The organism is Embleya sp. NPDC050493, from assembly GCF_044458105.1.
Classification (GTDB): Bacteria; Actinomycetota; Actinomycetes; order Streptomycetales; family Streptomycetaceae; genus Embleya.
The window spans coordinates 314,170-329,422 of the sequence record NZ_JBITHP010000007.1 but is presented as its reverse complement, the minus strand read 5'-3'; the positions used below and the strand labels follow the sequence as shown (position 1 = coordinate 329,422).

Sequence of the window (15,253 nt, the reverse complement as noted above, 5' to 3'; positions counted from 1 at the left end):
ATGTGTCCGCCCGGTCCCCCGCCTAGCCTCACCGGATGACCGGATCCGCCGGTCGGACCGGAGGCAGCGGATGACCAGAACATTCATCACCGGTGGAAACGTATTGACGCTCGATCCGTCCGCGCCCGACGCCGAATCGCTGGTGGTGGAAGCCGGGCGGGTGCTCGCCACGGGCAGTGCCCGCGACATGGCGGGCCTCGCAGGCTCGGGAGCGCAAACGATCGACGTCGCCGGGGCGACCGTGATGCCCGGCCTGATCGACACGCATCCGCACGTCCTGCACTTCGGCGCCCTGGCCGCGGGCCTGGTCGACCTGACCGACGCGGTCGACCACGCCGACATCGTGGCGCGGATCCGGGCGCAGGCGGCACGGACGCCCCCGGGCGAGTGGATCATGTGCACACCGGTCGGGGAGCCGCACTACTTCGTCCGGCGCTCGTCCGCCGATCTCGCCGAGCGGCGCCTGCCGAACCGCCACACGCTGGACACCGCGACCGGCGACCACCCGGTGATGATCCAGGCGTGGGCGCCGCGGATGCCGAACGTGGTGGCGTTCAACAGCGCGGGCCTGCGCGCCGTCGGCCTGACCGCGTTCCTTCCGGAACGCGTCTGCGACGTCGAGATCGACAAGGACGAGAGGGGCGAACTCACCGGCATCCTTCGCGGGCCGGTCACCAACTACTACACCTACGACCCGTTCTGGTCCCAGATCCTGATGCGGCTGCCCGCACTGGATCCCGACCGCGTCGTCGGGGGCACGCTCGAGGAGATGGCCCGCTTCACCGCGCGCGGGGTGACCACGGTGTACGAGGGTCACGCCATGGAACCCGAGCACATCGACGTCTACCGGCACCTGCGAGCCCAGGGGTTGCTCACCTTCCGCGTTCTGGCCGCGCCGGACGTCGAATCGGTCATCTTCGCCCCGTTCGACCCGCTGACACCGACCGACTTCCTGGCCCGCCTGGACCGCCTGACCGCGCAACCACCGGACCTCGACGACGAATTGCTGCGCATCGACGGCATCACCATGAGTCCGGGCGGACCCTGTTTCTCGGGCTACTTCGCGACCCACGAGCCGTACGCCGACCCGTTCGGGCGCCCCACCCGAGGAGTGCGGTTCCTGTCCGTCGAGAAGGAGGAACTCTTCGTCCGGTTCTGCGCCGAGCGCGGCATCCGCGCCAACATGTGCCTGGGCGCCTTCCGCGAGCACGACGACTTCCTCGAGATCGCCGAACGCGTGGTCCGCGAACACGACTTCCGCGATCGGCGCTGGATCCTGCAACACGCGATCACCATCACCCCGACCAGGTCCGCCGCTACCGCGACCTCGGATTCCAGGTCACCACGTCGGCGGGCTTCGCGTGGGGCAAAGGCAAGATGTACGGCGAGCGGATGGGCGAGCAGGTCTGGCGCGACCTCGTTCCGCTCAACCGACTGCTCGACGCGGGCCTGGATCTCGGCGGCGGCACCGACTGGGGGCCCAAGAACCCGTGGGAGCAGATCGAGCTCGCCCAGACGCACCGGTTCGCCGGCTGCGACCACCGCAACGCCGGTCCCGACCAGGTGCTCACCCGCGGCCAGGCACTGCAGATGTGGACGACGGGCGCGGCCCGGGTCCTGGGGTGGCAGGGCATCGGAGCCCTGGTGCCCGGCCATCACGCGGACATCGCGATCGTCGACCGCGACCCCTCGCGCTGCGCCGTCGAGGACCTCGCGGGCACGAAGGTGCTCCGCACCCTGCTGGGCGGACGCACCGTGTACGACAGCGGCGACCTCAAGGACGGCGGCGCCGTCGACGCACCCGAGACGGAGAACGGCCGATGAGCGAACACGAGCGGGTCCTCACGCGCCTGGACGACCTGCGCGAGGAGTTGTTGGACACCCTGGTCGCGGCCATCCGCATCCCGAGCATCACTCCGACCTTCCCCGGCGAGGTCTACGACGACGTGGTCGGGGCCGAGGGCGAGGTCTCCCGCCTGCTGGCGGGCGTCTACGCCGATGCCGGCGCCGAGGTCGACGTGTTCGCGGTCGACCCCGGACGCGACAACGCGGTCGGGGTGATCCGCGGTACCGGCGGCGGCCGTTCGCTGATCTTCAACGGTCACGTCGACGTGGTTCCGCCCGGCGACCCGACGGCGTGGCGCTCGGGCGACCCGTTCGACGCGGTCGTCGAGGACGGCTGGATTCGCGGCCGCGGATCCGTGGACATGAAGAGCGGCCTGGTCGCCCAGGCGTTCGCGGCGCGCGCGCTGCGCGAGTGCGGGGTGCGGCTGCGTGGCGACCTCATCCTCCAGGCCGTGGTCGGCGAGGAGAACCTCGAACACCGCCTGGGTACCTCCGCGGTACTCGCCCGCGGCTACACCGCCGACGCGGCGATCGTGGCCGAACCCACCGGTTCCACCCGGCCGATGTCGGTCATGGCCGCGACACCCGGCGTCCTGGTGATGCGCATCGACGTCGCCGGCAAGAGCGCCCACTCGTGCCTGCGCGGGCGGATGCTGCGCGGACCGGGCACGAAGGAGCCGATCGCGGCCAGCGCCATCGACCGGGGCTTCGTGATCTATCAGGCCCTGCGGCGACTGGAGAGCGACTGGGCCATCACCAAATACGATCCGCTCTTCGAGCCCGGGCAGTTCACCATCGCCCCCGGATCCGTCGACGGCGGCGCCCGACACTCCCGCAGTGGGGCCTTCATCCCCGACCACATGAGCATGGTCTACGCGGTGTTCCATCCGCCGGCCGAGGACCAGGACGCGATCCGCACCGAGATCGAGGAGCACGTCGCGCACATCGCCGCCACCGACCCCTGGCTGCGTGCACACCCGCCGGTGATCACCTGGGAGCTGTGCTATCCGGGCTCGCGGGTGGATCCGACCCATCCGCTGTGCACGGTGGTGTCGGGTGCCCGCGAACGGGCGGGAGCCGGCGGTCGCTACGCCGGCAGGCCGGCCGTCGAGGCGTTCCCCTCGGCGGCCGACTCCACCTGGCTCTGCGCCGCGGGCATCCCGGCGGTCGGCCTGGGTCCGGGTGCCCTCGCCCTGGCGCACGCCTACGACGAACGCTGCGCCGTGGACGAGATCGTGTGCGCGGCCCGGACCTACGCGCTGGCGGCGATCGACTGGTGCGGCGCATGAGCGACACCGCACCGATCGCGCCCTACATGGCTGTCGGATTGTCGACCATCGTGCACGGCATCGGGGCGCGCCGGCACATCGCCCGCAACCTCGACACGATCGAGGACGCCGTGCACGCCGCAGTCTCGACCATCGGGATCAACCTGCCGGTGAAGCTGATCGCGCTCGCCGAGGGCGCGCTCACCGGCTTCACCGACGAGATCTTCGACCTTCCGCACGTCCCGGCCGCCCGCGACCTGTTCATCGACATTCCCGGCCCCGAGACCGACCGCCTGGCCGCGCTTGCGCGACACTACGGGACCTACCTTGTCGTCCAGTGCAAGGCGCGCTGGCCCGAGGTCGTCCCCGATCGGTACTTCAACGTGCTGTTCGTGATCTCCCCGCAGGGCGAGATCGTGCACCGGGCGGCCAAGAACCACGTGTGGTGTCGTGAGCGCTCGTGCACCCCGCACGACGTCTACGACCGGTGGGTCGAACTCTTCGGCGACGGGATCGACGCGTTCTACCCCGTCCTGCGCACCCCAGACATCGGCAACATCGGGACCATCTGCTGTAGCGACGGCGAATACCCGGAGGCGGTACGGGCGTTGGCCTTCAACGGCGCCGAGGTCGTGTACCGGCCCAGCGAGGCGGTGCCGATGACCCAGGCCGGCCCGGACCCCGGCGGGACGTGGCTCCTGCAGAACCGGGCACACGCGCAGTTCAACTCCCTCTATATGGTCTGCCCCAACGTAGGGCCGGTGTACGTGACCCCCGACGCCCGGCACCCGTACGACATCGGGGGCGGGCACTCGCACATCGTCGACCACCTCGGCGCCGTGATCGGACACACGGGCTCCGGGGCCAACAGCTTCGTCGCCGGCATCGTGGACATCGAGGCGCTGCGCCAGTTCCGGGTGATGAACCTCAACTCCAACTGGCTCAAGGACCTGCGTACCGAACTCTTCCGACGGATGTACGACCGACCCGTCCATCCGGCCAACCTGTGGCTCGACCACGATCCGACGCGTCATGCCGACGTCGACGAGATCTACCGCGCCAACATCGCCCGCCTGATCGAGCGCGGGTCCTACACGCCGCCCGCGCACGCCTTTCCGGGCGCGCGGTACATCCCCCCACCCGGGGACGACGACCCGGCCGCGATGTTGGCCCGGTGGGAGGACTCGGACCGGTGACCTGTCGAGCCGTCGGCGTCGTGCGCCGGCGGCTCGACACGTGGCGGCGCGTGCGGAGTCGACGGTCGGTCACAGGTCGGGGTGCTTCGCGGCGAGGTGGTAGCGGCCGGAGTGGAAGACCAGGGGCTCCCCGCCCGGCGCCTCGTACCGTTCGACCTCGCCGATCATGACGACGTGGTCGCCCAGATCCAGGCACTGCACGGTCCGGCACTGGAACCGGGCAACGACCCCTTCCAGCAGCGGTGTTCCGGCGATGCCCTCGGCCGTGGGGGTGTCGGCGAACTTGTCGTCGGCCGCGGTGGAGAACCGGCGGGAGAGGTGGTGCTGGTCGGCGGCCAGCACGTTGACCGCGAAGTGTGAGGCCGCCGTGAAGTCGGGCAGGCTCGGCGCGTTCGCGGAGGGGCACCACAGCACCAGGGGCGGGTCCAGCGACACCGAGGTGAAGGAGTTCGCCGTCATCGCCACCTTGCGCCCGTCCGCGGCGCGGGCGGTGACCACGGTGACCCCGGTCGCGTACTGCCCGAAGGCCCGGCGCAGGTCCCGGACGTCGAAGGCGGCGTCCACCGCGGCGCGTTTGTCGGCGAGCAGGCGCTCGGCCTCGGCCGGGTCGGACCACCAGGGATACAGCGTTCGGGGGTCGTCGAAACCGTCCGCCACCGCACGTGCGACCTCGGGCAGTTCGGCCGCCTCGCCCAGCAGCCGGCACTGGTGTGGACGGACGCCCTCCAGCAGGGAGTTGGTCCACGCGACGGCCCACTGGGCCCACCCGCGCCAGTAGCCGTCGAAGGTGCGCTGCATCCACCCGGGCGTGAAGTCCTCGGTGCCGTGGCGCAGGATGCCGTCCAGGTAGTGTTCGGCCGCCTGCGCCGCGTTGTTGGCTCCCTGGCCGGTGATCGGGTCGCACAGCACGACGGCGTCGGCCATGCCCAACACGTGGCGCCCCGAGGGCAGTCGGGCGACGGGGCGGCGCACGGTGGGCGTGAGCCGGCCGCGCAGCACCCCGCCGTCGTCGGTGAGCGTCGCGGTGCGGCAGCGCTCGTACTCGTCGGGAAACCAGCGCCGCAGGATCTCCAGTGAGCGGGCCAGGTGCGCGTCGGGCGTGCGGACGTCGTCCCAGCAGTCCATCGGGCCGCCCGGCACCCCCTCGAAGACCATGATCTCGCAGGGGCCGGAGACGGTGAGCGCGGGGAAGGTGAAGTACTCCCCCACCCCGGGGACGATCCTCAGGTCGACGACCGGCCCGCCGGGGCGGGGCCGCGCGCCGGCGACGTAGGTGAGGGCGAGCGCGCGGCGCGGACGGTCGTGGGGGGACCGTTCGGGATCGCGCGGGAAGATCCGGCCCAGCTCTCCTTTGCCGGTCGCGACCACGACCAGGTCGTGGCTGCGGGTGTACTCGTCCAGGTCGGCCACCGACGCCGCCCGCACGACGAGCTTCCCGCCGGCCTCCTCGAATCGTTCCATCCAGGCGGCGCACTTGACCCGCTGGTCCACCGACTGGGCGGGCGCGTCCAACGGTGCCTGCCACCGCACGTCGGCGCTCGGGTCGGCGCCGGCCAGGGACAGCGAGACACCGAGAATCCGTGGGCACTTCTCCTGCCAGTCGTCCAGGCCCAGTGCGCGTTCGGTGCGCAGGGCCGTGTCGAACATGCATTGGCTGGACATGACCGGGCCGTGCCTGACCTCGTCCGGTCCCCGGTCGGTGACAAGAGTGACGTCGTAGTCCCGGCCCAACAGGCCCAGGGCCAGTTGCGCGCCGGATTGCCCCGCGCCGATGACGGCCACGCTTCTCATGGGTCGCTCCTGTGATTCGTCGTCTGTTCCCGGTGGGTACGGGCCACTTCCGCGGTGCGTCAGGCCGCCGCGTCGGCGAGGTAGGTCTCGGCCGCCGAGGGGTCCATGAACCAGTGGAAGAAGTCCCGCGGATCGTCGAAGCCGTTGGCGAATCGGTGCGCGATCCGCGGAGCGGAGGACGCCGCGTCCAGGAGCTTCAGGACGTGCGCGGGCGGCGCGCCCAGCATGGCGTTGGTCCACCCCGAGACGTATTGCGCGTAGTCCCAGTACCGTTCGAAGGTCCCCCGCAGGAACGCGCGGTCGAAGGGCCGTTCGCCGTGTTCCAGGATGGCGGCGAGGTACGAGGCCGCGCACTTGCTCGCGTTGTTCGAACCCTGGCCGGTGATCGGGTCGTTGAGCACCACCACGTCGGCCAGGCCCAGGACGAGGGCGCCGGAGGGGAGTTGCCCGACGGGCTTGCGCACCGTGGGCGGGAAGCGCCCGGCGAGCACGCCGTTGGGGTCGGTCAGTGCGACGTCGCCGCAGCGCTCGGCCTCCCAGGGCAGGTGGGTGCGCAGGATCTCCAGGGAGAGCGCGAGGTGCTCCTCGGGAGAACCGATTCCCGCCCAGCAGTCCAGGGGGCCGCCGGGGACGCCCTCGAACACCATGATGTCGCAGGGCCCGGTGGTGGTCAGGGCGGGGAAGGTGAAGTATTCGCCGACGCCGGGCATCAGGTTGAAACTGACCGCGGAGTACTCGTCTCTGGGGGTCATCCCGGTGAGGTAGGTCAGGGCGAGGGCGCGCTGCGGTCGGTCGAACGTCGACCGCTCGGCGTCACGCTCGAAGAGTTGGGCGATCTCGCCCTTGCCCGCGGCGACGATCACCAGGTCGGACTCGCGGGCGTAGCGCTCCAGGTCCGCCACGTCGGCCGCGCGCAGTTCGGTCGTGCCGCCGCGCCGCTCGAACTCCTCCAGCCATACCGGCATCTTGACCCGCTGGTCGACCGAGCGGGCCGCGGCGTCCAGCCGCGAGGCCCAGGAGATCGCCGTGCCGCCGGTGCCGTCCGGCACGACGAAGGAGATGCCCTCCACGGGGGGACAGTCCCGGTCCCACAGGTTCAGGCCCAGGGTGCGTTCGTGGGCCAGGGCGGTGCCGAACATGCACTGGCTGGACATGATCCGGCCCTCGCGGATCTGCGCTCCGGTGCGATCGGTCACGACGGTCACCCGGTAGCCGTGGTCCAGGAGCCCGATGCCGAGCTGGAGGCCGGCCTGCCCGGCCCCGATGATGGTTATCTTGCGCATGAGCGTGGACCTCCGGTCGAAATTACTGGGTGAGACGGGGGATCGCGGGGACGAGACCTTCGGGGCCGAGGGCCGAGTAGCCGCCGTCGACGGCCCAGTCGGCGCCGGTGACGAAGGACGCCTCGTCCGAGCACAGGAAGGTGACGACGCGGGCGACCTCCTCGGGGTCTCCGACACGGCCCAAGGGGTGGTAGGGAGCGGCGACGCGGTCGGTCTTGTCCCGGTCGCCTCCGGTGAGCGTGTCCATCACCTTCGACCACGTCCAGCCCGGGCTCACCGAGTTGACCCGGATGTTGTCGGCTGCCAGGTCCACCGCCATGTTGCGGGTGAGTTGGACCAGGGCGGCCTTGCTCACCGGGTACAACCAGCGCCCGGGCTGGGCGACCTTGGCGGAGATGGAGGTGAAGTTGACGATGGCCCCGCCGCCCTGGGCGAGCAGGTGCGGATGGACGGCCTTGGCCATGAGCGCGGCACTGACGAGGTTCACGTCCAGGGCCGCGCCCCACTGGTCGCGGGTGGAGACGAAACCGTCGTCGACGTACGAGCAGGCCAGATTCACCAGCACGTCCAGGCGGCCGTAGGTGTCGATCGCGCGGGCGACGCAGTCGGCGATCTGTGCGTCGTCGGTGATGTCGGTCCGCACGAACAGGACGCCCCCTGCCGACTCGTCCACCAATGCGCGACCGCCGTCCTCATCGATATCCGCGACGACGACATTCACCCCGGCCGCACGGAAAGCGCGGACGACCGCTTTCCCGATAATCGTCGACCCTCCGGTAATCAGCGCGGTCTTGACCGGCAATCCACTCATGCTGTCTCCTGGTCGTTGTCGCGAGGTGTTGAAAAATTAGGTGCGGCGCCGAGGGGCTGCCATCCGCAACACGCTGCTCGCTGTCCGGATCGCGCTCTCGGCCGGAGGTCCGCATGTTCGACACGCTGCTCCCGCTCGGCTCCCACGAGCGGTTCCACACGTCCGACGTGGACGTCGCGCGTTCGCAGGTCGGGCGTGCCTTCTGCGCCCACGACCTGCGGGTGGTCGGGCGCTCGGCACGGCTGGACGCGCGGATGCACGGCGTCGCGTTCGGCGAGACCGGCCTGTTCTACCTCGACTACGGGGCGGAGGTGATGATCACCCCGGGCGCCCTGGAGGCCTTCTACCTGGTCCAGATCCCGCTCGCCGGAGCCGCGGAGATCACCTGCGGCCGCGCGCAGATCGTCTCGACCCCGCAGCGGGCGTCCGTGCCGGCGCCCACCGACCCCTTGGCCATGCACTGGGGCAGCGGCAACCCGCAACTGATCGTCTGGATCGGCCGGGCCGCCCTGGAGGACCACCTGGCCAAACTGCTCGGCCGCAGCCCCAAGGCACCTGTGCGGTTCCACCTCGGCATGGACCTCACCACGCCCGCCGCCCGCTCCTGGCTGGGCGTCGTCGACCTGCTGCGGCGCGAGGCGGACAACGCCGGCGGCATGCTCGGCCAACCGCTGATCCTCAAACAGCTCGTCGGCCTGTTGACCACGCAGCTCCTGCTCGCCCAGCCGCACAACTTCAGCCCCGCGCTGCACGCCGAGCAGTCGAGGGTGGCACCGCCCGCGGTCCGCAGGGCCATGGAGATCATCGAGGGCCACGCCGCCGAACCGCTGACCGTGGAGGACGTGGCCGAGGCCGTGGGGGTGAGCGTACGGGCACTCCAGGAAGGCTTCCGCCGACACCTGGAGACCACACCCGTGTCGTACCTGCGGGTGGTGCGGCTCAACCGGGTACGCGCCGAGCTCACCGCCGCCGCGCCGGGCACCACGACGGTCACCGATGTCGCCTACCGCTGGGGGTTCTTCCACCCCGGACGCTTCGCGATCGCCTACAAGGAGCAGTTCGGGGAGCACCCCTCGCAGACCCTGCGCGACTGACCGACCGACGGGCGAGGCGGGCGCGGAAGGCCACGACTTCCCGTCGACCCCGAACCCACGGGGGCCTCAAGATGGCGAACCCGGCGGAAAGTGGACGGCGACCCGCGTTCTGCGGACGGTGCGGCAATTCGAGTGCCCGTAATTTCTTGGCAACATCAATTGCCGGCCACGAAAACTCATGGCCGGCCGTGGAAATCGAACCCCCGAGCTCCCGTTCGCACGCCTCGAAGCCGTCCCCGCGTGGAGATCCCGAATGAGCGGACGCATTTTCCCGTCGACCGATCAGCTGCTCGACGCCGTTGTTTCGCCGTCCGCCGCTGCCCGCCCCGGACCCGGGCGCGACTCGGCGGCGTCCGGTTCGGCCGCGCGCGACGCCCCGCGGGAGAGCGCCGCCCGAATGGGCACCGTCCCGGGTACCACCCCCTGTCGCGCCCTCCCCCGAACGACCAGCCCAAGGAGTACCCATGGCACGCACGGTCGACGCCGTCGTTGTCGGATCCGGCGTGAACGGCCTGGTCGCGGCGGCTGAACTGGCCAAGGCCGGCTGGTCGGTGGCCCTGGTCGAGGGCCACCGACGACTGGGCGGGTTCATCGCCACCGAGGAGCGGACCCTGCCCGGCTACCTGCATGACACCTACTCCTCGTGGCATCCGCTGTTCGTGTCCGGCGCGGCCTACGCCGCCCTCGGCGACGACCTGCACCGCCACGGTCTGGAGTACCGCAACACCGAGGGCATCGTCACCGGCACGGTCACCGACGACGGCCGCGCGGTGCTGGCCCACCGCGACGCCACCACCACCGCGCAGGCGTTCGCCCACGCCGAGGACCGCACCGCCTACCTCGCCATGCTGCAGCGCTTCCTCGACAACGCCGACGCCATCGGCGGCCTCCTGGGCAGCGAACCGCGCTCGTCCCGGGCCCTGCGGCACGCGGCCCGGATGCTGCGCCGAGAGCGGCTCACCGGCACCGAGGCGTGGCTGCGCGCCACCCTCACCAGCGCCCGCTCGTATTGCCGGAGCGAGTTCCGCGGCGACGAGGTGGACCTGCTGTGGACCCCGTGGCTGCTCCACGCCGGGCTCTCCCCCGACCACGCCTCGGGCGGTCTGATGCTGCCGATCCTGGCCGCGACGATGCACGGCTTCGGCCTGCCCGTGGTGGCGGGCGGCGCGGCGAACTTCGTCGCCGCCTTCGAGGCGCTGCTCGGCGAACTGCGGGTGGACATCCGCACGGGCACCCCGGTGGAGCGCCTGATCGTCACCGACGGCAGAGTCGGCGGGGTCGTCTGCGGCGGCGAGAGCATCCTTGCCCGCCGCGCCGTGCTCGCCTCGGTGACCCCTACCGCGCTGTACGGGGACCTGCTGCCCGCGACCGCCCCGGTTCCGGCCGCGGTCCGCGAGCAGGCGCGGCGCTACCGGTACGGGCGCGCCGCGATGCAGATCCACGTCGCGCTCTCCGCCCCGCTCCACTGGAGTGACGACCGCCTCGCCGCCGTCCCGCTGCTGCACCTGAGCGACGGTTCGGCGGGCACCGCGATCGCGTGCGCCGAAGCCGAGGCGGGCCTGCTGCCGCGCCGCCCCACCGTCGTCGTCGGCCAACAGCACGTCCTGGACCCGTCGCGGGTGCCCGAGGGCGCCGCCGCCCTATGGCTACAACTCCAGGAACTGCCGTACGAGCCCGGCGGCGACGCGGCGGGCGAACTGGACGTCACCGGCGGCTGGACGAAGGAGCTGACCGAGGGGTATGTACGCCGGGTCCTGTCCCGCGTGGCACGCCACGCGCGCGACCTGCCGGACAAGCTGCTCTCCTGGGATGCCGTCACCCCGCCCGACCTGGCCTCGGACAACCCCAACGCGGTGGCGGGCGACCCCTACGGCGGTTCCGCCGAACTCGACCAGAACCTGCTGTGGCGACCACTGCCCGGTGCCTCCCGCCACGCGACCCCCGTGGCCGGGCTGTGGCAGATCGGCGCCTCCACCCATCCCGGCCCCGGGCTCGGCGGCGGATCCGGACACCTCGTGGCGCAGCAGCTCGTGCACCCGCCGCGACGCCTGCGCCGGCGCTGATCCGAACCGGTACCAACGACGCGAGTGAGCATCGGTCGTGCCCCCACGGCCGCACCATCCATCAACGCACGAAGAGGAGCCGGCCATGGCCGAGCGGTCCTTTGCCACCGAGGTCCAACAGCTACGCCACGGCGCGGGCACCACCCTGCGGGTCGAAGGCATCCTGGCGGTCACCAAGGCGTTGCTCCAGTCCGGCGTGGCCTACGTCGGCGGCTACCAGGGCGCGCCCATCTCCCACCTGATGGACGTGCTCGGGGACGCGCACGAGATCCTCGACGAGCTCGGCGTCTACTTCGAGAACAGCGCCTCGGAAGCGACCGCCGCGGCGATGCTGGGCGCTTCGGTGCACTACCCGCTGCGCGGCGCGGTGACGTTCAAGTCCACGGTCGGCCTCAACGTGGCCTCCGACGCGCTGGCGAACCTGGCCAGCGGCGGTGTCACCGGCGGGGCGTTGATCATCCTTGGCGAGGACTACGGCGAGGGCTCCAGCATCATGCAGGAGCGCTCGCACGCCTTCGCGATGAAGTCGCAGATGTGGCTGTTGGACCCCAGACCCAACCTCACCGCGATCGTCGAGGCGGTCGAAGCCGGCTTCGAGCTGTCCGAGGTCAGCAACACCCCGGTGATGCTGCAACTGCGGCTGCGATCCTGCCACTTGCACGGCACTTTCGTCGCCAAGGACAACGTGCGGCCGGCAACGACCGTCACGGACGCGATCGAGAATCCCCAACGCGACCTCGGCCGGATCGTCCTGCCGCCGGCGAGCTTCGCGCACGAGCAGGAGAAGGTCCACCAACGGCTGCCGGCCGCGGTGGACTTCATCCGCGAGCGCGGTCTCAACGAGGTGTTCGGCAACGGGCGGGCGGACGTGGGGATCATCGTCCAGGGCGGCCTGTACAACACCCTCAACCGGGCGCTCGAACTGCTCGGCTGCTCGGATCCGTACGGCCGCACCCGGATCCCGCTGTACGTGATGAACGTGGCGTATCCGGTCGTGGACGCGGAGATCCTCGACTTCTGCGCGGACAAGCGCGCGGTGTTGTTGTTGGAGGAGGGCCAGCCCGACTACCTCGAGCAGAACCTGCACGCGATCCTGCGCCGCGCCGCGGTGGCCACGGCGCTGCACGGCAAGGACCTGTTGCCGATGGCCGGCGAGTACACCGCCTCGGCGGTCACCGGAGGGGTGTCCGCGTTCCTGACCACCCACCTCCCGGACGTGCTCGACGGCGAGCCGACGCTCCTGCTGCCCGAGAGCGACCCGCGCAGCCCGTTTGCCGTGCGGGTCGCACCGCAGGCGGTACAGGCCCGCCCCCCGGGTCTGTGCACCGGCTGCCCCGAGCGTCCGATCTTCAGCGCGCTCAAGCTCGCCGAGCGAGAGACCGGCCTGCACCACATCAGCGCGGACATCGGCTGCCATCTGTTCTCGATCAACGAACCCTTCAACCTCGGTGCCACGACCATGGGTTACGGCCTCGGTTCGGCCGGTGCGGCCGCCCTCAACTCGAAGGACGCGGACCGCCGAACCATCGCGATCATGGGCGACGGCGGGTTCTGGCACAACGGTCTGACGAGCGGAGTAGGGAACGCGGTCTTCAACGACAACGACCAGCTCCTCGTCGTCGTCGACAACGCGTACACCGCGGCGACCGGTGGACAGGACGTGCTCTCCTCCGGCGCCGACAACCCCCGGCGATCCACCCGGCACCCGATCGAGAGGGCCGTCCGCGGCATCGGCGTCAAGTGGGTCAGGACCGTCACCGACACCTACCGGGTCGGCGAGCTGCGCGACCTGTTCGTCGACGCGCTGACCGGCAGGGAACCGGGGCCCAAGGTCATCGTCGCGCAGAGCGAGTGCCAGTTGAATCGGCAGCGCCGGGAGAAACCCCGAACGAACAAGGCGATCAAGGACGGCAGGCGGGTGATCCGCGAGCGGTTCGGCGTCGACGCCGAGACCTGTACCGGCGACCACGCGTGCATCCGGATCTCCGGCTGCCCGTCGCTGACCGTCAAGGCCAACCCGGACCCGATGCGCACCGACCCGGTCGCGACGGTGACGGACAGCTGTGTCGGTTGCGGCGTGTGCGGCGCGAACGCGCATGCGGCGTCGCTGTGCCCGTCGTTCTACCGCACCGACGTGGTCGTCAACGAGACCCGGCGGGACCGGGTCCTGGCCGGGATCAGATCGGCCTGGATCTCCGCGCTGTCCGGACCCGTCGAGCGCCGCGCCGCGAAATACGAGGTGGCCTGATGTCGAACCGACGCTTCGGACCACGCCCGATCACGATCGCGATCCTGGCCATGGGCGGCGAGGGCGGCGGCGTCCTCGCGGACTGGATCGTCGCCGTGGGCGAGGCTGCGGGCTACACCGCGCAGAGCACCTCGGTCGCCGGGGTCGCCCAACGGACCGGGGCGACCGTCTACTACGCCGAGATGTTCCCGCCGCCGGCCGCCGGCCCGCCCGAGGGGGGTCGCCCCGAACCGGTGCTGGGCCTCTTCCCCACGCCCGGCGAGGTCGACATCGTCATCGCGTCGGAACTGATGGAGGCGGGGCGCGCGATCCAGCGCGGCTTCTGCACGCCGGACCGCACCTTGCTGATCGCGTCCACCAACCGGGTCTATGCGATCACCGAGCGCATCGCGATGGGCGACGGGCGAGCCGACAGTGATCTGCTGCTGGAGGCGGCGCACCGGGGCGCGCGGCGTTTCGTCGGTGCCGACTTCATGAAGCTGTCGGGCCAGGCGGGCAGCTTGATCAGCGCGTCGCTGTTCGGCGCGTTGGCCGGCGCGGAGGAACTCCCGTTCGCCCGTGCGCGGTTCGAGGATGCCGTACGGGCATCGGGCAAGGGCGTGCAGTCCTCGCTGGCCGCGTTCTCGCTCGGGTACGACGCGGCCCGGCAGCCCCCGCCGCAACCGGCCGCCAAGCCCGTGTCGGGACCGGGCCCGGTGGCGGTGAGCATCGGCAGGAAGCCCCCACCGGACCCGGTGGTCGCGGCCGCGGCCGCCGAGGAGGAGCGGCGGCGGGGGCTCGCCAGGACCGATCCGGGCCGGTTGGTCGGCCCCGGCCTGCGGGACCGGGCCGCGCGGGTCGCCCGATTCCCCGAAGCGGCCCGTTCGATGCTGCTCCGCGGCTGCGAGCGCACAGCGGTGTACCAGAGCCCGGCGTACACCGACCGCTATCTCGACCGGGTGGCCCGGCTGACCGCGCTGGAACGCGACCGGGACGGCGACGCGAGGCTGACCACGGAGGCGGCCCGGCACACCGCCTTGTGGATGTGCTATCAGGACACCGTCCACGTCGCACTGCAAAAGATTCGCCGACGCCGGATCGAGGGCATCCGCGACGAGGCCCGGGCCGAGCCGGGACAACTGATGCAGGTCCGCGAGTACCTGCACCCGCAACTCGAGGAGATCACCGACACCCTGCCCTCCTCGCTGGGCGGCCGGCTGGCCGGGTCGGCGCTCTTCGGCAAGCTCGTCGCGCGGCTCACCCGCAACGGCATGGTCGTGAACACCACGTCCGTCGTCGGCTTCACGATGCTGTGGACGATGGCACGGATGCGGCCGCTGCGGCCGCGCTCGGGTCGGTTCGGCCACGAACAGGCCGCCATCGACGCCTGGTTGGACCTGGTCGTGGACACCGCGTCGACCGACTACGCCCTGGCCTGTGAGATCGCCGAGTGCCCACGGGTACTCAAGGGCTACGGCGACACCCACAAGCACGGCAGCGAAAGCTTCGCCGTCCTGATGGACGCCGCACGCACGCTGTCCGAGCACACCGACGCCGCCGCGACACTCGCGCGACTGCGGTCGGCCGCGCTCGCCGACGAGGACGGCACCGCACTGCGCGACGCCGTCGCGGCCCTCGACCCGGCATCGAAGGTCCGGACCGCCTGAAGAACCAC

At 71.2% G+C, this 15,253-nt stretch carries 9 protein-coding genes and 1 pseudogene; 7 read left to right on the top strand and 3 right to left on the bottom strand.

Annotation, left to right across the window (positions count from 1 at the left end):
* Positions 1-70 precede the first annotated feature (70 nt).
* From ACIBM5_RS17330 to ACIBM5_RS17320, 3 genes and pseudogenes are all read left to right on the top strand, one after another.
* A pseudogene (locus ACIBM5_RS17330) lies at positions 71-1,824 on the top strand (amidohydrolase).
* A complete protein-coding gene (locus ACIBM5_RS17325; protein WP_396007630.1) occupies positions 1,821-3,134 on the top strand; it encodes a M20/M25/M40 family metallo-hydrolase in 1,314 nt (437 codons plus the stop codon). Before ACIBM5_RS17330 ends, ACIBM5_RS17325 begins: the two are co-directional and overlap by 4 nt.
* Complete coding sequence (locus ACIBM5_RS17320) at positions 3,131-4,309, top strand: nitrilase-related carbon-nitrogen hydrolase (RefSeq protein ID WP_396007629.1); 1,179 nt, start codon at positions 3,131-3,133, stop codon at positions 4,307-4,309. The genes ACIBM5_RS17325 and ACIBM5_RS17320 overlap by 4 nt, the downstream gene beginning before the upstream one ends.
* A 69-nt stretch (positions 4,310-4,378) precedes the next feature.
* Here ACIBM5_RS17320 and ACIBM5_RS17315 read toward each other — a convergent pair whose 3' ends face one another.
* Genes ACIBM5_RS17315 through ACIBM5_RS17305 form a run of 3 tightly spaced genes read right to left on the bottom strand, consistent with a single transcriptional unit; the run spans position 4,379 to position 8,194 of the window.
* Entirely contained in the window at positions 4,379-6,100 is a 1,722-nt protein-coding gene (locus ACIBM5_RS17315) for a styrene monooxygenase/indole monooxygenase family protein (protein ID WP_396007628.1), read from the bottom strand.
* 59 nt (positions 6,101-6,159) lie between these two features.
* Positions 6,160-7,383 (bottom strand): styrene monooxygenase/indole monooxygenase family protein, encoded by a 1,224-nt coding sequence (locus ACIBM5_RS17310; protein WP_396007627.1) that lies wholly within the window; start codon positions 7,381-7,383, stop codon positions 6,160-6,162.
* 22 nt (positions 7,384-7,405) lie between these two features.
* Entirely contained in the window at positions 7,406-8,194 is a 789-nt protein-coding gene (locus ACIBM5_RS17305) for an SDR family oxidoreductase (RefSeq protein ID WP_396007626.1), read from the bottom strand.
* Positions 8,195-8,307: 113 nt separating this feature from the next.
* Between ACIBM5_RS17305 and ACIBM5_RS17300 the strand changes: the two genes are divergently transcribed.
* From ACIBM5_RS17300 to ACIBM5_RS17285, 4 genes are all read left to right on the top strand, one after another.
* A complete protein-coding gene (locus ACIBM5_RS17300) occupies positions 8,308-9,288 on the top strand; it encodes an AraC family transcriptional regulator (protein WP_396007625.1) in 981 nt (326 codons plus the stop codon).
* A gap of 464 nt (positions 9,289-9,752) precedes the next feature.
* On the top strand, positions 9,753-11,351 hold the full coding sequence (locus ACIBM5_RS17295; protein ID WP_396007624.1) for a phytoene desaturase family protein: 1,599 nt from the start codon (positions 9,753-9,755) through the stop codon (positions 11,349-11,351).
* A gap of 85 nt (positions 11,352-11,436) precedes the next feature.
* Positions 11,437-13,599 carry a thiamine pyrophosphate-dependent enzyme gene (locus tag ACIBM5_RS17290; RefSeq protein WP_396007623.1) on the top strand — a complete coding sequence of 721 codons (2,163 nt, stop codon included), beginning with the start codon at positions 11,437-11,439 and terminating at the stop codon, positions 13,597-13,599.
* The gene (locus ACIBM5_RS17285) at positions 13,599-15,245 is read left to right on the top strand and encodes an indolepyruvate oxidoreductase subunit beta family protein (protein WP_396007622.1); all 1,647 of its coding nucleotides are present in this window, start codon (positions 13,599-13,601) and stop codon (positions 15,243-15,245) included. The genes ACIBM5_RS17290 and ACIBM5_RS17285 overlap by 1 nt, the downstream gene beginning before the upstream one ends.
* Positions 15,246-15,253: the final 8 nt, after the last annotated feature.